This is a genomic window from Streptomyces sp. NPDC001796 (assembly GCF_042892355.1).
Lineage (GTDB): Bacteria > Actinomycetota > Actinomycetes > Streptomycetales > Streptomycetaceae > Streptomyces.
In genome coordinates this window covers 67,932-90,153 of the sequence record NZ_JBIAUC010000016.1, presented here as the reverse complement: position 1 = coordinate 90,153, position 22,222 = coordinate 67,932, and the positions used below count along the sequence as shown (strand labels likewise).

The following is a 22,222-nucleotide window of genomic DNA, read 5'->3' as shown; positions in this document are numbered from 1 at the left end:
CTCTAGCAGGCGCACATTCGACACATACAACGAGCACCGGGCGTCATGGTCGCCTCGGTCGCAACAGTGCGGCAGCTCGTCGTGGTCATGGATGCAAGTAAAGCAGACGCCGGAGCGGGACCTGACACGACTGTCCGAATAGCGGACGGATCGCGCCGGTTGTGGTCAACGCCACGGCCGGCGGGGCGGCGTCGTGGCCGGCCGCGGGGGCGGGGCCGCGTCCGGCCACGGGGGCGGGGACATCAGTGCTTTTGGCCCGTAATAGGGTCACGGCATGCTTGATGCCCTGACGCTGGCGACCGGTGTCGCCGCGCTGCTGCTCGCCGCCTGGTGCGGCTGGGCCGCGTACCGTGATCAGCCCACAAAGGACTGGCACTTCATCGGCATGGCCGTGGTGACGCTGCTGGCCCTCGTCCAGCTGGTCGTCGGCATCGTCCAGCTGGCGCGGGGCGAGAAGCCGGCGCAGGGCACGACGATCTTCGTGGCGTATCTGCTGGGCGCCTTCGCGTGCGTACCGGCGGCGGGCTTCATGTCGCTGGCCGAGCGCACACGGTGGGGTTCGGTGACGGTCGCGGCCGGCGGTGTGGTCCTCGCCGTGCTGGAGGTGCGGCTCTATGACATCTGGGGAGGCTGAGATGACGGCCACGCAGGAGAAGCCGGGCAGGACGCGGCTCATCGGCGGGCCCGGCATGCTGCTGGTGTGGCTGTACGGGGTGATGGTGGTCGGGGCGGTGTCGCGGTCGGTCGTACAGATCTCGACGCAGTTCGACAAGGCTCCGCTCGCGTACTCCCTGTCCGCGGTCGCCGGCGTCGTCTACGGATTCATCACGTACTCGCTGGTGCGCGGCGGCGAGACGGCCCGCCGGGCGGCGTTGGTGTGCTGTGCGGCCGAACTGGTCGGTGTGCTCACCGTCGGGACGTGGACCCTGGTCGAGCCGTCCGCGTTTCCCGACGCGACCGTGTGGTCGGACTACGGCATGGGGTACATCTTCATTCCGGTGCTGCTGCCGCTGTCGGCCGTGTACTGGTTGCGTAAGGGGGCCGCGCGTCAGGCTGAGGCGGCCTGAGCCCGGCGGGACGCGCCCCTTTCGGGGCGCTCTTGCCCTACGCCGTCGTGGCGTACGTACTCGCCGGCTTCTCCAGGACGATCATCGGTACGCCGTCCGCTCCCTGAGCCGTGCCCACCGTCTCGTAGCCGACCCGGCGGTACAGGCGCAGGTTGCCCTCGCTGCGGTGCCCGGCGCTGAGGCGGAACTTCTTCGCGCCGTGCCGCTCCACCAGTGCCGCCTCAGCCGCGCGCAGCAGCCGGGCGCCGATGCCGTGGCCCTGCAGCCGCGGGTGGACGCAGAGCTTGCCGATCGACGCGGCCCCGTCCTCCGTCACGCGGCCGCGTACCGAGCCGACCACCTCCTCGCCCAGCCGCGCCACGAAGACGCAGTCCGAGGCGACTTCCTCGCGGACCGAGTCCAGGGTCTGGACGAGCGGGTCGATGCGGTAGTTGCCGTACAGCGCGGCTTCGCTCTGGAAGCACAGGTACTGCAGCCTGAAGATCTGCTCGGCGTCCTGCTCGGTCGCCACAGAGATGGTCACGCTCATGCCCATGTGCGCACGCCTCCCGCTCACCTGATCACCGGTCGTCCCTCACTCCTATCCCCGCGGTTCGGACGCCGCAACCTCCGCCGCGAGCAATCGCCGCAGACATCCCAGGCATTTGGAGCGTTCCGGACCAAGACTCCCTTGTGAGATACCCAACTCCCCTGCGATTTCCCGGTAGGTCAGGTCGTGCGGGGAGAGCAACGCCGCCATGAGGCGGGGACACCGGCCGGGCAGGCGGCGTACGGCGGCGTGCAGTGCCCTGCGGCGGGCCGCGAGGAGCGCCTGCTGCTCGGGGCCGGGTCGGGTGTCGTCGGCCGGCTCACCGCTGTACGGCAGTTCGAGGCGGACGGCGCGTCGGCCGCGGCGTGCCTCCAGGCGCACCGCCCGGCGCAGCCATTCCTGCGGGTCGGCGAGCGGCCGGTCGGTCTCCAGCCGCTCCAGGAGCCGTAGCCACACCGCCTGTTCCAGATCGCTCGGCTCCATCCCGGCCGCGTGCGCCTCCGCCGACGCCTCGGCGGCGAGCAGCGGACGCAGGGTGCTGACCATCTCGTGCCTCATACGCGACGGGACGCGTCCGCCCCGGCGGCGGGTTGCCGGGGCGGACGGGAGTCACCTCGACGGGGTACCCGTGGCGCGTGTCGACCGCTCAGCCGCGCAGGAAGTCCTCGCGGGCGAGGACGCCGGTGTCGGCGTTGTCGGTGAACACGCCGTCGATGCCGGTCGCGAAGTACGTCCGGAAGGCGCCGAAGACGTCGCCGTAGGCCGTCGGGTCGGTGCCCTTCTGGAAGTTCGCGGGCAGGAAGGTGTTCTCGTCGCGCATCGTGTACGGGTGCAGGATCAGGCCCGCGGCGTGCGCGTCGGCGACCAGAGTGGAGGGCTTGGTGAGGTTGCCCTTCGCGTCCTTCGGGATGACCAGGTCGAGGGTGGGGCCGATGCCCTGGGCGTAGGAGGCGATCTCCTTCAGGCCCTTCGGGGTGATGAGGTCGGCGACCGTGCGCGGGTCGCCCGACTCGACGAAGTCGAAGGGGCGGGTGTTCGCGCCGGACAGGAGCACCACGAGCGGATTGTCGACGAGCTTGTTCAGGCGCTGGATGCTGCTCGGCTCGAAGGACTGGATGACGACCGGTGAGTTCTTCCGGTCCTTGCCGTGCTTGCGCAGTGCCTTGGAGAGCAACTGCTCCATGTCGAGACCCTGCTTGCGGAAGTACGTGGGGTGCTTGGTCTCGGGGTAGATCCACACCTGCTTGCCGCGCTTGCGGGTCTGCTCGTCCTGCCACTTCAGGACCTCTTCGAAGGTGGGGATCTCCCAGCGGCCGTTGTAGAGGGTGTTGTGCCGGCGGATGGCGGGGATGCGCTCGATCGCGCGCAGCGTCTTCAGCTCGGCGAGCGTGAAGTCCTCGGTGAACCAGCCGGTGGTGGAGACACCGTCCAGGACCTTGGTCTTCCTGCGGTCGGCGAACTCGGGGTGGTCGGCGACGTCGGTGGTCCCGCCGATCTCCGGCTCGTGCCGGCACACCAGGTGGCCGTCCCTGGTGGGCACCAGGTCACCGGCCTCCACGATGTCGGCGCCCAGGTCGAGCGCCAGGTTGTAGGAGCCGAACGTGTGCTCGGGGCGGTAGCCGCTGGCTCCGCGGTGACCGATGATCGTCGGCACGGGCAGGCCCTTCAGTCCGCCGCCCGTGTGCCGCGCGTCCGCTCGCGCGACGCCGGGCAGTCCGAGGACCGCTCCGCCGGCGCCGAGCACCGCGGCCCCGAGCAGCGCCCGCCGGCCCGTCCCCTGCCTCTGCCTCTGCCCCTGCCCCTGCCCCTGCCCCTGCCCGTAAGACTCCTGCGCGCTCATGTGTTCCTCTCGCCACACCCGTCGAAACGGCTCGATCGTAGGTGCGGACGAGTGACGGCCGGGAGACGTGTGCGGGAACGCGCGGCGGACGGGGGCCGTCCTCCTGTGTGCATGGTGACGGCGTTGGCGGATACCCGGACTGACGGCCCGTCAACCGTTGGTGCGGCGTGCGCCACACCCGTCCGGCGGATGACGAACGTGCAACAAAACCGCCATCGCAGGTAAACACTCGTCAATGACGCGTATCCACTCGGTGAACCCGGTGTGCGCCAGGCCGGTCGTCACGAGTATCGTCCTCACCTGCACAGACTCATACCGCTTCCCTTGACACCGGAGGGCCCGTTGTCCCGCTTCGCGCTCATCAAGGCAGTGCTCGGACCGATCATGCGCCTGATGTTCCGCCCACAGGTGGAAGGCGCGGAGCACATCCCGGCCGACGGCCCGGTCATCATGGCCGGCAACCACCTGACGTTCATCGACTCCATCGTGCTGCCGATCGTGACCAAGCGGCAGGTGTTCTTCATCGGCAAGGACGAGTACGTCACGGGCAAGGGCCTCAAGGGCCGGCTGATGGCCTGGTTCTTCACGGGCGTCGGCATGATCCCGGTCGACCGGGACGGCGCGAGCGGCGGTGTGGCCGCGCTGATGACCGGGCGCCGGGTGCTGGAGGAGGGCAAGGTCTTCGGCATCTACCCGGAGGGCACGCGCTCGCCCGACGGGCGGCTGTACCGGGGGCGCACCGGTATCGCGCGGCTGACGCTGATGACCGGGGCCCCCGTGGTGCCGTTCGCGATGATCGGCACGGACAAGCTGCAGCCCGGCGGGCGGGGGATGCCCCGTCCCGGGCGGGTCACCGTGCGGTTCGGTGAGCCGATGGAGTTCTCCCGGTACGAGGGGATGGATCGGGACCGCTATGTGCTGCGGGCCGTCACCGATTCCGTGATGACGGAGGTCATGCGGCTCTCGGGGCAGGAGTACGTGGACATGTACGCCACGAAGGCGAAGGCGGCGTAGCCGCGAGGGCGCGGCCCCGACGGCTCACGACGTACTCTCCAGCCGCTGGCCACGGAGCAGGAACCACGCTGCCACCGCCGTCGCCAGCAGGATCACCGCTCCGGCACCCGTCGCCCATCTGAGGCCCTCGACGAACGCCTCGCGGGCCGACGTCAGCAGTGCCTGGGCGGTGGCCGGCGGAAGGTTCGCCGCCGCTTCCACCGCGCCGCCCAGTGACGCGTGTGCCTGGGCCGGGGTGCCGGCCGGGGCCGGGAAGTTCCGGTAGGTGCCTGTGACGATCGAGCCGAGCAGGGCGATGCCCAGGGCCGCGCCGAGTTCGTACGCCGTCTCCGAGACCGCGGAGGCGGCGCCCGCCCGGTCCTTGGGCACGCCGGCGAGGATCACGTCGGCGGTGACGGTGAACGACAGGCCCGCGCCGACGCCCACGACCAGCAGCGCGATGCCGATCAGCGAGTAGCCCGTGGTCCGGTCGAGCACGGTGAGTGCGGCCAGCGCCAGGCCCACCGCGGCGAGCCCGCCCGAGACCACCGCCCGTACCGAGAAGCGCCGGGCCGCCGCGCCCGCGACCAGGCCCGCCGCCACCGCGCCGACGGCGGCGGGCAGTTCGGCGAGACCCGCCTCGAACGGGCGCATGCCCTGGACGAGTTGCAGGTACTGGGAGAGGAAGAAGACCAGTCCGGACATGCCGAGCACGGTCAGCAGGTCCGCGAGCACCGCACCGCTGAAGCCCCGGCGCCGGAACAGCCGCATGTCCAGCAGCGGGACCGGCAGCGTCAGTTGCCGGCGTACGAAGCCGTGCAGCGCGGCGGCACCGAGGAGCCCGGCGCCCATGGCCGGCCAGGAGAATCCGTGGGCGGCCGCCTCCTTGACGGCGTACACCACGCCGATCATCCCGACGAGCGACAGGATGACGCTCGGCAGGTCCCACGGCCCCGGGTGCGGGTCGCGCGACTCGGGCAGCGTCCTGATGCCGACCAGGACCAGCACCGCCATCACCGGCAGGTTGATGAGGAAGACCGAGCCCCACCAGAAGTGCTCGAGCAGCAGACCGCCGAGGATCGGGCCGACCGCCGTGCCGGCCGAGGCGGTGGCGCCCCAGACGCCGACGGCCAGGCTGCGCTCACGCGGGTCGTGGAAGATGTTGCGGATCAGGGCCAGCGTGGCGGGCATCAGGGTCGCGCCCGCGGCACCGAGGAGCGCCCGGGCCAGGATCATCGTCTCCGGCGACTGGGCGTAGGCGTTCAGGACGGAGGTCGCGCCGAAGGCCGTGGCGCCGCCGAGCAGGAGGCGTTTGCGGCCGACGCGGTCACCGAGGCTGCCCATGGAGACGAGCAGACCGGCGATGACGAAGGAGTAGACGTCGCCGATCCACAGGAGCTGGGTGCCCGAGGGCCTGAGGTCCTCGCTGATGAAGGGGGTCGCGAGGCCGAGGACGGTCGCGTCCACGGCCACCAGCAGCACGGCGAGCACGAGGACGCAGAGTGCGAGCCACCGGCCCTGGCGCTTCTCCGCCTGCGGCGTCCTCTCCCCCGAGCTCCCGGCTTCGCGCGAGCAGGGGGCACCCCCGTGCTGCAGGGTGCTGGTCATGGCTCCTCTCTCCGTAGGGCGCCGCCGAGCAACAGCTCGGCGATCATGTCGGGGAAGTCCCTGGCGGCCACACGGCCGTCCAGTACGGCCCAGGCGCACGAGGCGATCAGTCCGTACAGCGCCTCGGTGAGCCAGGCAGGGGGCAGGTCGACGCGGAACTCGCCGCTGTGGCGGCCGCGCAGGAAGACCTCGGTGATCCGGGTGTCGATCCGCAACCAGCCCTCGTTCTGGCCCTCGCCCTCCCACAGCTGGTTCTCGCCGTAGAGGAAGGCGAGCAGCCCGGCCGCGGGCTGGATCTCGCGCACGAGCCTGCGTACGGCGTCGGCCGCCGAGCCCTCGTCCAGCCGGGCCACGTCCAGCGCCACCTCGCACTCTGCGATACCGAGCACCTCCAGGGCCCGCACGAGCGCCTCCCGCCCGGCGAAGTGGCGGTGCAGCGTGGCCCGGCTGATTCCGGCCGCCTTGGCGACCTCGTCCATGGTCGCGGTGGATTTGCGGGTCAGCAGGGCGGCTGCGCTGCGCAGCACGTGGTCACGGTCGACGGCCATGAGACAATCATAAACCATATGAGACATCATTGTCTCATGCCAGGCATACGCGTCTCACCAGCGTCGACCTCGGCCGTGATGTCAGCGCCAGGGCAACTGCCCGCGCCGCTCCCAGTACGCGCGCGGGTCCTCGGCGAGCGTCTCGAGGCGGGCCAGCTGGTCCTCGTCGAGGTCGACGGCGGCGGCGTGCAGGTTCGAGGCGAGCTGGCCGGCGGTTGCCGCGCCGGAGAGGACGACGCCCGCCCAGGGCCGCCGCAGGATCGCGGCCAGGGCGACCGCGTCGCAGCCGAGGGACATCGTGCCCGCCACGGCCTTCAGGGCGTCCGGCGCGTACGGGTCCGCCAGCCGTCCGTTGGCCATGCCCTCCTTGACGATCACCGTGAGCCCGGCCTCATGGGCCTCGGCGAGGGCGGGCTCGGCGGAGGTCTCCAGCAGGTTGTACGTGGACTGGACGGTACGGAAGAGGGGCTCGCCGTCGACCGTCACGGCGAGCGCGGCGCGGATCGCGTCGGCCTGCGCCGGGCCGCTGGTGGAGAAACCGATGGTGAGCCCCTGCGCGGCGGCCTCGGCCAGCCGGGCGTGGAGTTCCTTGTCGGTCAGGGCCGGGCTGTCAGGGGTGACGGAGTGGATCTGGTAGAGGTCGAGCCGGTCGCCGAGCAGAGCGGCGGTCTCGGCGCGCTGCCGCTCGTAGGTGGCGACACCGTGGTCCTTGACCTCGTGCTGTTCGGCGTCGGTGGTCCACTGCGCGGTGTAGGTGTAGCCCCACTTGCTGCCGACCACCACGTCGTCGATGCCGGGGCGGGCGGACAGCCACTCGGCTAGGAACTCCTCCGACCGGCCGTAGGAGCGGGCCACGTCGAAGTAGCGGACGCCTTGCGCGTAGGCGGCGTCCAGGAGTTCATGCGTGCGCCCGCGCAGGGCGTCGACGGTGCGGTCGGCGGGAAGGTCCCGGTCACGGCCGAGGTTGATGTAGCCCGGGCGGCCGACGGCGGCCAGTCCGAGTCCGATGTGCGCGGCGGCCGTGGTGGCGGCGGCCATTGGGGTCTCCCCTGCTCGAGCGAAGCCGAGAGCTTGGGGAAGGCTGAACGGCATGGCGGGCTCCTTGCACTTTCGGCGGGCCGGGAACCCGTCCCAATCTACCGGGGCCTTTCGATTCGCCCCGCGCCTACCGTCAGGGCCTGCATCACCCCGCGCCGACCGTCAGGGCCTGCCGGTTCACCCCGTGCTGACGCAGCGCGGCTCGAAGGCCGGGTCGGCCGGGCCCTTCCGGTCCAGGGCGTTGAGCACCCACTGCTCGACGAGCGGCGACTTGGGGGCCTGGTCGTGTTCGGTGGTGTCCAGCGGACAGCGGTCCTGGAGCAGAACGTCGGTGACGTAGGAGGCCGGGCCGTCGAGGAAGGCGCTGGTGTACGGGACCACGACCTCGTCGTCACGGGTGGTGATCACCGTGTAGTCCGGCCCGACCGGGGTCTCCGGGTCGGAGTTGAGCTTCGCCAGGAAGGCCGAGCCCGCCGTCTGGTCGACACAGGAGGGGCAGACGGTGGCGCCGGCGGCGAGGGCGAGCGGGTTGGTGGTCCCGTGGTTGGACGGGACGATGCCGACGAGATCGTCGACCTTGGTCGCACCGCCGAGGAACTTGACGTAGTAGCGGGGCATCATGCCGCCCTGGCTGTGGCCGACGATGTCGACCTTCTTGGCGCCGGTCGCACCGAGCACGGCGTTCACGAAGTCCCGCAGCTGGGCCGCCGAGTCGGGGACGGGGGCGGTCTCCATGTCGCCGTAGTCGAAGGAGAAGACGCAGTAACCGGCGTTCACCAGCGCGGGCGAGAGGGTCAGCCAGTTCTCGTACGAGGTCTTGAAGGTGCCGTTCACCAGGACCACCGGCTGCGGGTGGGCCGAGTCCGGCTTGCAGGACCAGTCGTTGGCGCCCGGTGGCGCGATGTCGACGGTGTCCGCGTCGGCCGGAGCGGCGAGGCCGATGGTGCACAGCGCCGCGGTCGCGGCGACGGCGAGGAGCCGGGCTGCTCGCCGTCCACTTCTTCCCCTTGATCCGCGCATGATGTCCCTTTCGTGCTCGGTATGGGCCGACCGCTGTTCGGCAATGCCGACCGCAACCGGAATAGTTACCTCCGAGTAGACGGACGTCAAGAATCCGGACAGTGGCTGAAACCCATCTGTTACCGGGCGCGGCGACAGCGCGACCGGACAGCACGAAGGGCCCGGACGCGATGTCCGGGCCCTCGGAGGGAGATCCTGCTACGCCTGCTTGGCCGTGGCCCACTTCCGCTGCGCGGCGAGGTCCGCCTTGACCTCGGCGAGCTGGACGGCGACCGCCTCGGGGGCCGTGCCGCCGCGGCCGTTGCGGGAGGCGAGAGCGCCGTGGACGTTGAGGACGGAGCGTACCTCGGGGGTGAGGTGGGCGCTGATCTTCGCGAACTGCTCGTCCGTGAGTTCGTCCAGCTCGTTGCCCTCGGCCTCGGCGACCTTGACGCACTCACCGGCCACCTCGTGCGCCACCCGGAACGGCACGCCCTGCTTCACCAGCCACTCGGCGATGTCGGTGGCGAGCGAGAACCCGGCCGGGGCCAGCTCCTCCATGCGCTCCCGGTGCACGGTCAGCGTGGCCATCATGCCGGTGAAGGCAGGGAGCAGGACCTCCAGCTGGTCGATGGAGTCGAAGACCGGCTCCTTGTCCTCCTGGAGGTCGCGGTTGTAGGCGAGCGGGAGGGCCTTGAGAGTCGCCAGCAGGCCCGTCAGGTTGCCGATCAGGCGGCCGGACTTGCCACGGGCCAGCTCGGCGATGTCGGGGTTCTTCTTCTGCGGCATGATCGACGAGCCGGTGGAGAAGGCGTCGTGGAGCGTGACGAAGGAGAACTCCTTCGTGTTCCAGATGATGACCTCCTCGGCGATCCGGGAGAGGTTCACGCCGATCATCGCGGCGATGAAGGCGAACTCGGCGACGAAGTCACGGGAGGCCGTGCCGTCGATGGAGTTGGCCGCACTGCCGTGCTCGAAGCCCAGGTCCTCGGCGACCGCCTCCGGGTCCAGGCCGAGGGAGGACCCGGCCAGGGCACCGGAGCCGTACGGCGACACAGCCGTCCGCTCGTCCCACTGGCGCAGCCGTTCGGCGTCCCGGGACAGCGACTGGACGTGGGCGAGCACGTGGTGCGCGAAGAGCACCGGCTGGGCGTGCTGGAGGTGGGTGCGGCCGGGCATCGCCACGTCCGGGTGCGCCTCCGCCAGGCCGATCAGGGCGTCCTGGAGGTCGGCGATCAGACCGCCGATGACCCGGCCGTGGTCGCGCAGGTACATACGGAAGAGCGTGGCGACCTGGTCGTTGCGGGAGCGGCCCGCGCGCAGCTTGCCGCCCAGCTCGGGGCCGAGGCGCTCCAGCAGCCCCCTCTCCAGGGCCGTGTGGACGTCCTCGTCGGCGATCGTGCCGGTGAAGGAGCCGTCGGCGACGTCCGCCTCGAGCCGGTCGAGCCCCGTCAGCATCCGCGTCAGCTCGTCGTCCGTGAGGAGCCCGGCCTTGTGCAGCACGCGCGCGTGGGCCCGGGAGCCGGCGATGTCGTACGGCGCGAGCCGCCAGTCGAAGTGGACGGACGCGGACAGCTTCGCCAGGGCCTCGGCGGGGCCGTCGGCGAAACGTCCGCCCCAGAGCCGTACGTCACCGGTGTTGCTGCTCACTTGGGTCGCTCCTAGAGGGTGTCGGTGTGCCACCGCCTCCCCACGGCGAGTGAGGAGGCGGTCGTCGGCCCGGTGGGCCGGTCGGGCCGGATCCGTGTCAGGCTCCGCCTGCAAGATCACGCCGTGCCGCGATCTTCGACGACAGGCTGTAGATGTCGATGAAGCCCTTGGCCGCGGACTGGTCGAACGTGTCGCCCGTGTCGTAGGTCGCGAGGTTGAAGTCGTACAGCGACTCCTGCGAACGGCGGCCGGTGACGACCGCGCGGCCGCCGTGCAGGGTCATCCGGATGTCGCCGGAGACATGCCGGTTGGCCTCGTCGATGAAGCCGTCCAGGGCGCGCTTGAGCGGGGAGAACCACTGGCCGTCGTAGACCAGTTCGCCCCAGCGCTGCTCGACCTGCCGCTTGTAGCGGGCGAGTTCACGCTCGACGGTGACGTTCTCCAGCTCCTGGTGGGCCGTGATGAGCGCGATCGCGCCCGGAGCCTCGTACACCTCGCGGGACTTGATGCCCACGAGGCGGTCCTCGACCATGTCGATCCGGCCGATGCCCTGGGCGCCGGCGCGCTCGTTGAGCTGCTGGACGGCCTGCAGGACGGTGACGGGCCTGCCGTCGACGGCGACCGGGACACCCTCCTTGAAGGTGATGATCACCTCGTCGGCCTCGCGCGGGGTGGCCGGGTCGGAGGTGTACTCGTAGATGTCCTCGATCGGGGCGTTCCAGATGTCCTCGAGGAAGCCCGTCTCGACGGCGCGGCCGAAGACGTTCTGGTCGATGGAGTACGGGGACTTCTTGGTGGTCGCGATGGGGAGGTTCTTCTCCTCGCAGAACGCGATGGCCTTGTCGCGGGTCATCGCGTAGTCCCGGACCGGGGCGATGCACTTCAGGTCCGGTGCGAGGGCGACGATGCCGGCCTCGAAGCGGACCTGGTCGTTGCCCTTGCCGGTGCAGCCGTGGGCGACCGTGGTGGCGCCGTGCTTCTTCGCGGCGGCGACGAGGTGCTTGACGATCGTCGGCCGGGACAGCGCGGAGACCAGCGGGTAGCGGTCCATGTAGAGGGCGTTGGCCTTGATCGCCGGGAGGCAGTACTCCTCGGCGAACTCGTCCTTGGCGTCCGCGACCTCGGCCTCCACGGCACCGCAGGCGAGCGCGCGCTTGCGGATGACGTCCAGGTCCTCGCCGCCCTGGCCGACGTCCACCGCGACGGCGATGACCTCGGCGCCCGTCTCCTCGGCGATCCAGCCGATGGCGACGGAGGTGTCCAGACCGCCCGAGTAGGCGAGTACGACGCGCTCGGTCACGGGGTTCTCCTCACACTGCGCTCGCTGACATGCATGAGTATGCAGAACTCTGCATGATTCGTCAATGCGGCGCGCTCGCGACCTGCCGTGCGACCCGCTCTTTGCGACCCGTTGAACGGGAGCAATCGCTTTCCCGTATCTCTCGCCGAACGCAGGCGCCGCGTTCTCACAGCAGTCACGCCAGTGACCGCCGTGTTCGTCACAGCAGTCACCCCGACCCGAGTGAGGCATCTTCATGTCCAGGGCTCTTCCGAAGTACAACAAGCGCCGCGTGGCGATCATCGGCGGCGCCGCCGCAGTGGTGCTCTCCGGCGCGGTCATCGCCGGTTCCGCCCTCGCCGGGGAGACGTCCAAGGGCAACGGCGCCCGGACCCTGGCGGCAGGGCCCGGCACGATCACCTGCCAGGACGTGAAGTCACAGCTCCCCACGATCCCCGCATCCGCCCAGGCCGAGGTGGAACGCAACCTCCAGTTGCTCGACACCCAGATCGCGGAGGCCAACAAGCGCCTGGTGGACACCGTGGGCCAGGGCGGTCCCAACTTCGTCAACAACGCGATCCTCGGTCCCCTCAAGGACAAGCGGGTGGCGACGATCAACCGCATCGCGACGGCGATCGGCCGCACCGCCGCCAAGCCGCAGGGACTGGACGCGCTGGCGCCGTGCACCCTCAACGCCGGCGGCGCCGCGAGCGGCGGCGGCACGAACACCGCCGCGCCGGGCGCGACGGCGACCCAGCAGGCCGGCGGGAACAGCAACGGGAACGCGGGCAAGGGGAATGCCGGCAACAACGGGAACGCCGCCGGCGGCACCAGCGCCGCGGGCACCATCTCCTGCCCCGACGTCAAGTCGAAGCTGCCCGCGATCCCCGCCTCCGCCCAGGCCGAGGTCGACCGCAACCTGACCCTGCTCAACACCCAGATCGACGAGGCCGACAAGCGGCTCGCCTCCTCGGTGGGCCAGGGCGGACCGAACTTCGTCCAGAACGCGATCCTCGGCCCGCTGGCGGACAAGCGGAAGTCCACCATCGACCGCATCGCCATCGCGATCGGCCGGACGTCCGCCAAGCCGCAGGGCCTGGACTCACTGGCCGCCTGCACGCTCACCAAGTGACGTGACAGGCGTCGTGGCCGCCCCGCGCGCCGGCCGGGGCGGCCACGAGCGACCGGACACCGCCGTTCGAGGCGATCGCCGATCATACCGGCGAATTCCTTAGACAGTCGAACGATGTGCCCCGATACTCGTGGACATGGGAAAGACCTATGAGCGCATGGACGGCAGACTGCGCACGTTCATCGAGGCACAACCCCTGTTCTTCACCGCGACCGCTCCGCTGTCGGCCGACGGCACGGTCAACCTCTCCCCCAAGGGCCTCAAGGGCTCGTTCGCCGTGCTCGACGAACGCACCGTGGCGTATCTGGACTTCGCCGGAAGCAACGCCGAGACGATCGCGCACCTGCGCGAGAACGGCCGGATCACCCTCATGTGGTGCGCCTTCCAGGGCCCGCCGAACATCGTGCGCGTACACGGCCGCGGCGAGCCGGTCTTCCGCGACGACCCCCGCTTCAAGGAACTGCTCACGCGTTTCCCCGACATCGACCCCACCCTGCACGGTCTGCGCGCCGTCATCGTCGTGACCGCCGAGCTCATCCGGGACACCTGTGGCTACGCGGTGCCCTTCATGGCCTATGAAGAGGACCGCGACCTGCACGCCAAGCGCTTCGCGCGCGAGGACGACGCCTCCCTCGATGAGTACTTCCGGAGGAAAGAACACGTCCGAACGAGTATGGACGGCCTGCCGGGCCTGCCGTTGCCCCTGCCTCCGTCTACGTTCTGAGGCATGCGCCCCGGTGTCGTCGCCGCTCTCGCCTCCGCCTCCCTCCTCCTGCTCGGTGCCGCACCGGACCCCGCCGAGGACGCCCCGCTGCCCGAACGGATGGCCGACACCGGCGGCGGGACCCAGCTGATCACCGCGGAGGCCGTCACGACCGGAGCGACCTCGGGCACGGTCAGCTGGTGGGACCGCAGCGGCGGGCGGTGGGTGAAGCGGGGCTCGGCACCCGCGCGGTTCGGGGCGAAGGGGCTCGTGGAGGGCGGCTCACGCCGGCAGGGCACGAGCACGACACCGACGGGCCTGTACGACCTGCCGTTCGCGTTCGGCATCAAGGCCGCGCCCTCGGGTGCGAGGGCGCCGTACCGGCGGGTGCGTCAGGACACCTGGTGGTGCCAGGACAACGACTCGCTCTCCTACAACCGCTGGACGGAGCCCCTCCCGGCCGACTGCCGCGCCTCCGAGTCGGAACACCTGATCGCGTACGACCCGCAGTACGATTACGCCCTCGTCATCGGGTTCAACTACCGCCTGCCGGTGCGGGGCCGCGGCGCCGGCATCTTCCTGCACGTCAACGGCAAGGGAGCGACGGAGGGGTGTGTGTCGGTGCCGGAGGACGCGATGGAGCGGATCCTGACGTGGGCGGATCCCGGGCGCCGGCCGCACATCGCGATCGGGACCGCGAGCGGGACGACCGCGATCACCCGCTACTAGAGCGGTCCGGGCCGTCGGCGGGCAGGCGCACCGTGAAGGTCGTCGCCCCCGGGCGGCTCTTCAGACCCACGCTCCCCCCGTGCGCCTCCGTCACCGCCGCCACGATGGACAGGCCCAGGCCCGCTCCGCCGCCCTGGTGTTCCGGGCGACGGCGGTGTTCGGCGCGGGTGAAGCGTTCGAAGACCCCCGGCTGGATCTCGGCGGGGACTCCCGGTCCGTCGTCGTGGACCGTGAGGACGGCTGTCGTGCCGTCCGTCTTCAGGGACACGGTCACCTTGGTGCCGGCAGGTGTGTGCAAACGCGCGTTGGCCAACAGGTTCGCCAGCACCTGGTGGAGGCGGTGCGCGTCACCCGTCACCGTCAGCGGCTCCTCCGGCAGCTCCATCGTCCAGCCGTGGCCGGGACCCGCGGCCCGCGCGTCCGTGACCGCGTCGAGGACCAGCCGGGTGAGGTCGACAGGACGCCGCTCCAGGGGGCGGCCCGCGTCCAGGCGGGCCAGCAGCAGCAGATCGTCCACCATCTCGCCCATGCGCCCGGACTCCGCGGCGATCCGTTCCAGGGCGCGGGTCACCTGCGGCGGCACCGGACCCGGATGCAGCAGCGCCAGCTCGGCGTGCCCCCGGACCGAGGCGACCGGCGTGCGCAACTCGTGGCTGGCGTCGGCGGCGAAACTGCGCAGCCTCTCCTCACTGGCGTGCCGCTTGGTGAGCGCGTCCTCGACATGGCCGAGCATGCGGTTGAAGGCGCCGGCGACCCGGCCCACCTCGCTGCGCGGGTCGCTCTCGGGCGCGCGCGGCGGCAACGCCACCTCGCCGCTGGCGAGCGGGAGTTCGCTGACCCGGGTGGCGGTCGCGGCGACCCGGCTGAGCGGGCGCAGGGACCAGCGCACCCAGACGGCGCCCGCGACGCCGGTGACCGCGAGGGCGGCGCCGAAGACGACCGCGGCGACCAGTTCCAGGCGGTGCACCGCCGCGTCCACCGGCTCGAGCGGCAGCCCGGTGATCAGTACGTCACCGTCCAGTCCGCCGGTCGCCACCAGGCGGTAGTCGCCGAGGGAGGACAGGCAGACGCTGTGGCCCCTGCCGTCCACGGGCACCGCGGCGAGCGTGCGCTCGTCCCCTGTGCTCAGCGGGGCGCTGAGATCGGTGCTGTCGCTGCCGGGGTGCACCAGTCCCACGTTGGTGACGCTGTCGCCGACCAGCCGGGCGCCGAAGGTGCCGGAGGACTGTTGGCGTGTGTCGGCGTGCTCGTCACCGTCGTGGTCCGACGGTTTGACGCCGTGCTCCAGGCTCGCCGCGAAGCGCGGGCCGACGTCCCGCAGCTGCTGGTCCAGCCGGCCGGTGAGGAAACCGTTCAGCTCGATCACGGCGGCCACCCCGACGGCGGCGCAACTGAGCGCCAGCAGCAGGACGAGTCCCGCGGTGAGCCTGGCCCGCAGAGTGCGCGGCCTGGGCAGGCGCGCCACCGCTTCGCGCAGCCGGGCCCTCACCGGGCCACCGGCTTGAGCACGTAGCCGGCCCCGCGGACCGTGTGGATCATGGGCTCGCGGCCCGCGTCCACCTTCTTGCGCAGGTAGGAGATGTACAGCTCGACGACATGGGCCTGGCCGCCGAAGTCGTAGGACCAGACCCGGTCGAGGATCTGGGCCTTGCTGAGGACGCGCCGCGGGTTGCGCATCAGGAAGCGCAGCAGCTCGAACTCGGTCGGTGACAGCTCGATCAGCTCGCCGGCCCGGGTGACCTCGCGGGCCTCCTCGTCCATGACCAGGTCGCCCACGGTCAGCCGGGGCCCCTCCTCCAGCTGCCGGGCCATGCCGGCGCGGCGCAGCAGGCCACGCAGCCGCGCGACGACCTCCTCCAGGCTGAACGGCTTGGTCACGTAGTCGTCGCCGCCCGCCGTGATCCCGGCGATGCGGTCCTCGACGGCGTCGCGGGCGGTGAGGAAGAGCACACATACGTCCGGTTTCACATGGTGGAGCTCCCGCAGCACGGCGAAGCCGTCGGTGTCGGGGAGCATCACGTCCAGGACGACGGCGTCGGGCATCAGGTCACGGGCCTCGGCGACGGCCAAGGCGCCGTCACCGGCGGTGCGCACCTCCCAGCCCTCGTAGCGCAGCGCCCCGGACAGCACCTCGGCGAGGTCGGGGTCGTCGTCGACGACGAGGACGCGCAGGGGCGTGCCGTCGGGGCGGGCGAGGGCGGGGCGGCCGGAGCGGGGAGTGTTCATCGCGCTTACCAGGATCCCTCCTGACGGCAGCGGCCGAGGACGCGGGCCGCTCTGAGTTCCCTATGAGTGCCCCGGGGCGCCCGGGGCGACTTCCCTGACCAGGGCGCTTCTCCGCCGCCGTCTTCAGCGCTGGCTCAGACTCCTCAGAGCCGCCTCAGAGGTTCCGCCTGCACAGTTGCGGCGTCGAAACGTCCGAAAGGAACAGATCATGACCACGGTCCACCGACAGCAGGCGCCACCTTTGTCGCCGGTCGTCCGGCGCTCTCCGGCGGCCCCCCTGCTGGCCCTGCTGTGGGCCGGAGCCGCCGCCGTGGTCGCCCTGTGGTGGCGGAGCACCGGCTCGGTAGTGGGCACGGCGGGCTGGCTGACCGGGGCCGGGCGGATCGCGGGGCTGCTGTGCGGGTACTCCTGCGCGGTGCTCGTGGGCCTGATGGCCCGGGTGCCGCTCCTCGAGCGGCGGATCGGCTCGGACCGGGTGGCTCGCTGGCACGCCATGGCCGGGCGGTACACGGTCTGTCTGCTCGTCGCGCACATCGTGCTGATCCTGACCGGGTACGCCGCCCAGGACCGGGCCTCGCTCGTGCACGAGACGGTCACGGTGGTCCTGGACTACCCGGAGATGCTGAAGGCCGCCATCGGCACGGTCGTCCTGTTCGCCGTCGGGATCACCTCGGCTCGGGCCGTGCGCCGCAAGGTCAGCCACGAGTTCTGGTACTACGTGCACCTGCTGACGTATGCGGCGGTGTTCCTCGCCTTCGGTCATCAGCTGGCACTGGGCGCCGAGTTCACCGGGAACTCGGTCGCGCAGGCCGCCTGGTACGCGCTCTACCTGGGCGTCGCGGCCCTGGTGGTCTGGTTCCGGCTCCTCACCCCGGTGCGGCTGAACCTGCGCCACCGGCTGCGCGTGGAGTCGGTGCACCAGGAGGCGCCGGGCGTGTGGTCGGTCGTCATGCGCGGCCGGCACCTGGACGAACTGGGCGCCGAGCCGGGGCAGTTCTTCCGCTGGCGGTTCCTCACGGACGGGCTGCGCTGGACGTCCACGCCGTACTCGCTGTCGGCGCCGCCCCGCCGCACCCAGCTGCGCATCACCGTCAAGGCGCTCGGGGACCACAGCACCTCGGTGGCCCTGCTGCGGCCGGGCACCCGGGTGTGGGCGGAGGGCCCGTACGGGTCGCTGACGGCCGACCGGCAGACCACCGGCAGGTCCCTGCTGATCGCGGGCGGCGTCGGCGTCACCCCGCTGCGCGCCCTGTTCGAGACGCTGCCGGGCGAGGTGACGCTGCTGTACCGGGCGCGCTCGGCGGAGGACCTGGCGCTGGGCGGCGAGCTGGAGTACATAGCCCGCCGGCGCGGCGCGCAGGTGCTGTACGCCCTCAACGGCGCGGACGGCTCGCGGCCCCGCCTGACCCCCGGCGCGCTGCACGGCGCGGTGCCCGAGCTCGCCGACCACGACGTGTACCTGTGCGGCCCGCCCGCGTTCGCGGAGGACATGTACGAGGCGCTGCGGGCGGCAGGGGTCCCCGACCGCCGTATCCACCACGAGTCGTTCGAGCTGTGAGGCAGTCATGCACGCGTTGAAGAGGAAGAGCCCGCTGCGCCGGATCGTGCTGGCGAGCGCCGCGACCGTCTCCGGGATGGTGCTGCTGCTGTCGATGAAACCGCACTCGTCGCCCGGCATCGCCGTGGCCGCGCCCGCGCCGTCGAGCAGTGCGGGCGTGTCGGCCGGGTCCGGGGGGTCCACCGATTCCAGCGGGTCGAGTGGGTCGAGCGGATCGGCCACGACCGGCACCAAGACCGTCACCGGGGACTCCGTCCAGACCCGCTACGGCCCCGTCCAGGTCCGGATCACGGTGACGAACGGCAAGCTCACCGACGTCACGGCGGTCACCTACCCGCAGGACAGTCCGAGGGACCAGGAGATCAACAGCTACGCCGTCCCGCAGCTGACCCGGGAGGCGCTTACGGCGCAGAGCGCGAACATCGACGTGGTCTCCGGCGCCACTTACACGAGCCAGGGTTACCAGCAGTCACTCCAGTCGGCGCTGGACTCCGTGAAGGGTTGAACGCACGGCGGCTCCGCCACGTACCTCAGGGCCAAGGGGGCCACTGGCCTCACCCGTCCCATGAAGGATCACGGAGGAGACCGTGTCCACGATCGCCGGTGGCCGCGCCGCGCGGCGCCAGACGATGCGCGCCATCCGCCCACGCCGCTCCCCCGCCGTCCCGCTGCTGCTCGCCGTCTGGGCGGGCGCGGCGGGCGTCATCTGGCTGTGGTGGATGAACACGCCGTCCATCGCCGACAACAACAGCAGAATCCTCAACGCGGGGCGGATCACCGGCCTGCTCGCCGGCTATCTGATGGCCCTCGTGGTGCTGCAGATGGCCCGGGTGCCCGCGCTGGAGCGCAGGGTGGGCTCCGACCGGGTCGCCCGCTGGCACGCCATGACCGGCCGGTACACCATCTGCCTGGTCCTCGCCCACCTGTTCCTGACCATGTGGGGCTACGCCCTGCAGAGCGGCAAGGGGCTCGGTGGGATCGTCCAGCAGACCATCGACTCGATCGACCAGCTGCCGGACGTGGGCAAGGCCACCGTCGGCACGAGCCTGCTGGTCCTCATCGGCCTGCTCTCGATCGGCCCGGTCCGGCGCAGGATCTCCTACGACCTCTGGTACCACGTCCATCTGCTCACCTACGCGGCCACGTACCTGTCGTTCTGGCACCAGCTGTCGACGGGCAACGAGTTCGCCGTGCAGCCGGAGGCGAAGACCGCCTGGTACGCGCTGTACGGGTCGGTGACCGCGCTGGTGCTCTGGTACCGGATCATCACGCCGATCCGGCTCAACCTGCGGCACCGGCTGCGCGTGGAGGCGGTCGTCGAGGAGACGCCCGGGGTGGTCTCGGTGCTGATGAGCGGGCGGAAGCTGCACCGGATGGGCGCGGAGGCCGGGCAGTTCTTCCGCTGGCGGTTCCTCGCGCCCGGGATGCGGTTCAGCTCGCACCCGTACTCGCTGTCGGCGGCGCCCCGCCCGAACATGCTCCGCATCACGGTGAAGGCGATCGGCGACCACAGCTCCGCGCTGCGGGACCTCGAGCCCGGGACGCGGGTGTGGGCGGAGGGCCCGTACGGGGCGCTGACCGCCGACCGGCGCAGCCGGGGCAAGGTGCTGCTGGTGGCCGGCGGTGTCGGCATCACGCCGATGCGGGCCCTGTTCGAGACGCTGCCGGGCGCCCCCGGCGACATCACCCTCCTCTACCGCGCCAACACCACCCAGGATCTGGCCCTGTGGGACGAGCTGGCGCAGATCGCGGAGGAGCGCGGCGCCCGGCTGATGTACGCGGTCAACAGCCCGGACGGGGAGCGTCCGGACATCTCGGCGGAGACCCTGAGCCGGAAGCTGCCGGACATCGACCGCCACGACGTCTTCATGTGCGGGCCGCCCGGCTTCGCGCAGCAGGTGTACGAAGCACTGCGCGGCGCGGGGGTCCCCGCCCGCCGCATCCATCACGAGTCGTTCGAGATGTGAGCGACGGGAAATCAGGAGCCTGGAAGAAGATGAGGAAGAGCCACCCCGTGCGGCGTGTCGTGCTCGCCACCGCCGCCACCGTGTCCGGGATCGTGCTGCTGCTGTCCCTGAAGCCGGCCTCGGGTCCCGCCTCGGCCCAGGCGGCGGGCGGTGCGGCACCGCAGCAGACCGCCGCCGCCCAGGAGTCGCCGCAGGGCGGCAGCGGACAGCAGACCGGCACCCGGACCGTCACCGGTGAGGTGGCCAAGACGCAGTACGGCCCGGTGCAGGTCCGCGTGACCGTGAGCGGCGGCAAGATCACCAAGGCCGAGGCGGTGCAGGCGCCCAAGGGCGGGCTCAGCGACCAGAAGACCGCCATGGCCGTCCCCAAACTCAACCAGGAGGCGGTTGCCGCGCAGAGCGCGCAGATCGACGCGGTCTCCGGCGCCACGTACACGAGCGGCGGGTACAAGCAGTCCCTGCAGTCGGCGCTCGACAAGGCGAAGTCCACCTCCGGTGGCGGGTCCTCGTCCGGGTCCGGGGGCGGTTCCGGGGCGTCGGGGTCCTCGGGGGCGGCGGCCCAGGCGCGTACGGTCACCGGTAACGTGGCGCAGACGCAGTACGGCCCCGTCCAGGTCCGCGTGACCGTGAGCGGCGGCAAGATCACCAAGGCCGAGGCAGTGCAGGCGCCCAAGGGCGGGCTCAGCGACCAGAAGACCGCCATGGCCGTCCCCAAACTCAACCAGGAGGCGGTGAGCGCACAGGGTGCGAACATCGACGCGGTCTCCGGCGCGACCTATACCAGCACCGGATACAAGCAGTCCCTGCAGTCGGCCCTGGACAAGGCCGGTGGCTGAGTGGCGGACCAGATGACCGACCCCGGGGCACCGCCCGCGCTGCGTCACGCGGAGGAGGTGATGGGCACCGTCTTCTCCTTCGACGTGCGCGGCGGGGAACCCGAGGCCGTACGGGCCGCGCTCGAGGCGGCGATCGCCCATCTCCACCGGGTTGACGAGGTGTTCAGCCCCTACCGCGAGGACAGCCAGATATCGCGGCTGGCCCGCGGTGAGGTGAGTGCGGAGGACTGCGACCCGGAGGTGGCCGAGGTGCTCGCCCTGGGAGCGGAGGCGGAGCAGGTCAGCGACGGCTGGTTCAGCACCCGCTTCGCGGGCCGGATCGATCCGACCGGGATCGTGAAGGGCTGGGCGGTGGAACGGGCGGCCCGGCGCCTGGCGGCGGCCGGGGCGAGCGGCGTGAGCGTGAACGGCGGCGGGGACGTGCAGATGTACGGCATGCCGGAACCGCACCGGCCCTGGCGGGTCGGCGTGTCGGATCCGCTGCGGCCCGGCGGACTGGCGGCGGTGGTGTCCGCGGCCGGAGCGGAGGAGCTTGCCGTGGCCACGTCGGGGACCGCGGAGCGCGGCGCGCACATCGTGGACCCGCGCACGGGGCGCTCCGCGGTGACCGACCTGGTGGCGGTGACGGTGGTGGGTCCCAGCCTGACCTGGGCGGACGCGTGGGCCACGGCGGCGTTCGCGATGGGGTCACGGGCGGGGCTGGCGTGGCTGGAGTCACTGCCGGACGTGGAGGCGCTGCTGATCACCGCCGGTGACGAGGTGCGGTGCACAGGGGGTCTCGCGGCGCGGCTGGGGTGACCCGGCTGCGGGCACTCGTGCCTCCCCCAGAGCCTTGACGGCGCCTGGGGCCCCCAGGGGCGGCACGGGTGGGCACTGGAGTACCCCCTGTTCGAAGAGTTCGCGAGAGGCACCCCGTCAGCGCCCGGCGGTGCGACCCGCCCCCGCCCAGCCCCGGCGCCGGTGCGCTCGCAGTCGCACCTCAGTGCCCGTTCTGCGCCAGCCGCAGCAAGTGGTCCGCCAGCGCCTGCCCTCCCGTGGGCTCGCGGCTGATCAGCAGCACCGTGTCGTCCCCCGCGATCGTGCCCAGGATGTCGTGCAGTTCCGCCTGGTCGATCGCCGACGCCAGGAACTGCGCTGCCCCCGGAGGGGTACGCAGGACCACGAGGTTCGCGGAGGCCTCCGCGGAGATCAGCAGTTCCTGGGACAGGCGCCGCATCCGCTCCTCCTTGGCCGACTCCCCGAGCGGGGCCCGCGGGGTGCGGAAGCCGCCCTCGCTGGGAACCGCGTAGATGAGGTCGCCGTCGGTGTTGCGGATCTTCACCGCGTTGAGCTCGTCCAGGTCCCGGGAGAGCGTCGCCTGCGTGACGCTCAGCCCGTCGTCGGCGAGGAGTTTCGCCAACTGGCTCTGGGAGCGCACCGGTTGCCGGTTGAGGATGTCCACGATCCGGCGGTGTCGTGCGGTGCGGGTCTGCGGCACGGCGGGCCCCGTGTGCTCGTGGTCCTGCGCCTGACTCATCGTC

General features: G+C 71.4%; 23 protein-coding genes. 11 read left to right on the top strand and 12 right to left on the bottom strand.

The genetic code is table 11. The annotated features are described in order from the left end of the window. Positions 1-274 precede the first annotated feature (274 nt). Positions 275-634, top strand: a complete 360-nt coding sequence (locus tag ACFYZE_RS27065) for a hypothetical protein (RefSeq protein ID WP_388999214.1) — start codon at positions 275-277, stop codon at positions 632-634. 1 nt (position 635) lies between these two features. Continuing rightward, entirely contained in the window at positions 636-1,067 is a 432-nt protein-coding gene (locus tag ACFYZE_RS27060) for a hypothetical protein (RefSeq protein WP_388999211.1), read from the top strand. 37 nt (positions 1,068-1,104) lie between these two features. On the opposite strand, the gene ACFYZE_RS27055 is transcribed toward ACFYZE_RS27060, so the two are convergent. The 3 genes from ACFYZE_RS27055 to ACFYZE_RS27045 form a co-directional block, all read right to left on the bottom strand. Continuing rightward, positions 1,105-1,602, bottom strand: coding sequence for a GNAT family N-acetyltransferase (locus tag ACFYZE_RS27055; RefSeq protein WP_388999208.1), 498 nt, complete (start codon positions 1,600-1,602; stop codon positions 1,105-1,107). A 45-nt stretch (positions 1,603-1,647) separates the two neighbouring features. Next, positions 1,648-2,154: an RNA polymerase sigma factor gene (locus ACFYZE_RS27050; protein ID WP_388999205.1), complete on the bottom strand. Its 507-nt coding sequence runs from the start codon at positions 2,152-2,154 to the stop codon at positions 1,648-1,650. 88 nt (positions 2,155-2,242) lie between these two features. Next, positions 2,243-3,436 carry a glycerophosphodiester phosphodiesterase gene (locus ACFYZE_RS27045; protein WP_388999202.1) on the bottom strand — a complete coding sequence of 398 codons (1,194 nt, stop codon included), beginning with the start codon at positions 3,434-3,436 and terminating at the stop codon, positions 2,243-2,245. 324 nt (positions 3,437-3,760) lie between these two features. On the opposite strand from ACFYZE_RS27045, the gene ACFYZE_RS27040 reads away from it, so the two are divergent. After that, complete coding sequence (locus ACFYZE_RS27040; RefSeq protein ID WP_388999199.1) at positions 3,761-4,450, top strand: lysophospholipid acyltransferase family protein; 690 nt, start codon at positions 3,761-3,763, stop codon at positions 4,448-4,450. A 24-nt stretch (positions 4,451-4,474) separates the two neighbouring features. Here ACFYZE_RS27040 and ACFYZE_RS27035 read toward each other — a convergent pair whose 3' ends face one another. From ACFYZE_RS27035 to ACFYZE_RS27010, 6 genes are all read right to left on the bottom strand, one after another. After that, positions 4,475-6,037, bottom strand: coding sequence for an MFS transporter (locus tag ACFYZE_RS27035; RefSeq protein WP_388999196.1), 1,563 nt, complete (start codon positions 6,035-6,037; stop codon positions 4,475-4,477). After that, a complete protein-coding gene (locus ACFYZE_RS27030; protein WP_388999193.1) occupies positions 6,034-6,585 on the bottom strand; it encodes a TetR/AcrR family transcriptional regulator in 552 nt (183 codons plus the stop codon). Before ACFYZE_RS27030 ends, ACFYZE_RS27035 begins: the two co-directional genes overlap by 4 nt. Before the next feature lie 81 nt (positions 6,586-6,666). Beyond that, positions 6,667-7,623: an aldo/keto reductase gene (locus ACFYZE_RS27025; RefSeq protein ID WP_388999190.1), complete on the bottom strand. Its 957-nt coding sequence runs from the start codon at positions 7,621-7,623 to the stop codon at positions 6,667-6,669. A 177-nt stretch (positions 7,624-7,800) separates the two neighbouring features. Then, complete coding sequence (locus tag ACFYZE_RS27020; protein ID WP_388999187.1) at positions 7,801-8,643, bottom strand: alpha/beta fold hydrolase; 843 nt, start codon at positions 8,641-8,643, stop codon at positions 7,801-7,803. A 198-nt stretch (positions 8,644-8,841) separates the two neighbouring features. After that, positions 8,842-10,272, bottom strand: a complete 1,431-nt coding sequence (gene argH / locus ACFYZE_RS27015) for an argininosuccinate lyase (RefSeq protein WP_388999184.1) — start codon at positions 10,270-10,272, stop codon at positions 8,842-8,844. A 97-nt stretch (positions 10,273-10,369) separates the two neighbouring features. Continuing rightward, positions 10,370-11,572, bottom strand: coding sequence for an argininosuccinate synthase (locus ACFYZE_RS27010; RefSeq protein WP_388999181.1), 1,203 nt, complete (start codon positions 11,570-11,572; stop codon positions 10,370-10,372). A 235-nt stretch (positions 11,573-11,807) separates the two neighbouring features. On the opposite strand from ACFYZE_RS27010, the gene ACFYZE_RS27005 reads away from it, so the two are divergent. From ACFYZE_RS27005 to ACFYZE_RS26995, 3 genes are all read left to right on the top strand, one after another. After that, positions 11,808-12,683 carry a hypothetical protein gene (locus ACFYZE_RS27005; protein WP_388999178.1) on the top strand — a complete coding sequence of 292 codons (876 nt, stop codon included), beginning with the start codon at positions 11,808-11,810 and terminating at the stop codon, positions 12,681-12,683. A 136-nt stretch (positions 12,684-12,819) separates the two neighbouring features. Next, positions 12,820-13,407: a pyridoxamine 5'-phosphate oxidase family protein gene (locus tag ACFYZE_RS27000; RefSeq protein WP_388999175.1), complete on the top strand. Its 588-nt coding sequence runs from the start codon at positions 12,820-12,822 to the stop codon at positions 13,405-13,407. Positions 13,408-13,410: 3 nt separating this feature from the next. After that, complete coding sequence (locus ACFYZE_RS26995; RefSeq protein ID WP_388999173.1) at positions 13,411-14,115, top strand: L,D-transpeptidase; 705 nt, start codon at positions 13,411-13,413, stop codon at positions 14,113-14,115. Here the strand turns inward: ACFYZE_RS26995 and ACFYZE_RS26990 are convergent. Continuing rightward, positions 14,102-15,604 carry a sensor histidine kinase gene (locus ACFYZE_RS26990; RefSeq protein WP_388999171.1) on the bottom strand — a complete coding sequence of 501 codons (1,503 nt, stop codon included), beginning with the start codon at positions 15,602-15,604 and terminating at the stop codon, positions 14,102-14,104. The genes ACFYZE_RS26995 and ACFYZE_RS26990 overlap by 14 nt on opposite strands. Beyond that, positions 15,601-16,341, bottom strand: coding sequence for a response regulator transcription factor (locus tag ACFYZE_RS26985; protein ID WP_388999168.1), 741 nt, complete (start codon positions 16,339-16,341; stop codon positions 15,601-15,603). The genes ACFYZE_RS26990 and ACFYZE_RS26985 overlap by 4 nt, the downstream gene beginning before the upstream one ends. Before the next feature lie 208 nt (positions 16,342-16,549). Between ACFYZE_RS26985 and ACFYZE_RS26980 the strand changes: the two genes are divergently transcribed. The 5 genes from ACFYZE_RS26980 to ACFYZE_RS26960 all read left to right on the top strand — a co-directional run bounded on the left by ACFYZE_RS26980 (position 16,550) and on the right by ACFYZE_RS26960 (position 21,500). Further along, on the top strand, positions 16,550-17,899 hold the full coding sequence (locus ACFYZE_RS26980; RefSeq protein ID WP_388999165.1) for a ferric reductase-like transmembrane domain-containing protein: 1,350 nt from the start codon (positions 16,550-16,552) through the stop codon (positions 17,897-17,899). A 7-nt stretch (positions 17,900-17,906) separates the two neighbouring features. Then, a complete protein-coding gene (locus tag ACFYZE_RS26975) occupies positions 17,907-18,404 on the top strand; it encodes an FMN-binding protein (RefSeq protein ID WP_388999162.1) in 498 nt (165 codons plus the stop codon). 124 nt (positions 18,405-18,528) lie between these two features. Next, positions 18,529-19,866 carry a ferric reductase-like transmembrane domain-containing protein gene (locus tag ACFYZE_RS26970; RefSeq protein ID WP_388999398.1) on the top strand — a complete coding sequence of 446 codons (1,338 nt, stop codon included), beginning with the start codon at positions 18,529-18,531 and terminating at the stop codon, positions 19,864-19,866. A 29-nt stretch (positions 19,867-19,895) separates the two neighbouring features. Further along, a complete protein-coding gene (locus ACFYZE_RS26965; RefSeq protein ID WP_388999159.1) occupies positions 19,896-20,702 on the top strand; it encodes an FMN-binding protein in 807 nt (268 codons plus the stop codon). Positions 20,703-20,714: 12 nt separating this feature from the next. Then, positions 20,715-21,500: an FAD:protein FMN transferase gene (locus ACFYZE_RS26960; RefSeq protein WP_388999156.1), complete on the top strand. Its 786-nt coding sequence runs from the start codon at positions 20,715-20,717 to the stop codon at positions 21,498-21,500. 181 nt (positions 21,501-21,681) lie between these two features. On the opposite strand, the gene ACFYZE_RS26955 is transcribed toward ACFYZE_RS26960, so the two are convergent. Then, positions 21,682-22,218 carry an arginine repressor gene (locus ACFYZE_RS26955; protein ID WP_388999153.1) on the bottom strand — a complete coding sequence of 179 codons (537 nt, stop codon included), beginning with the start codon at positions 22,216-22,218 and terminating at the stop codon, positions 21,682-21,684. Positions 22,219-22,222 lie beyond the last annotated feature (4 nt).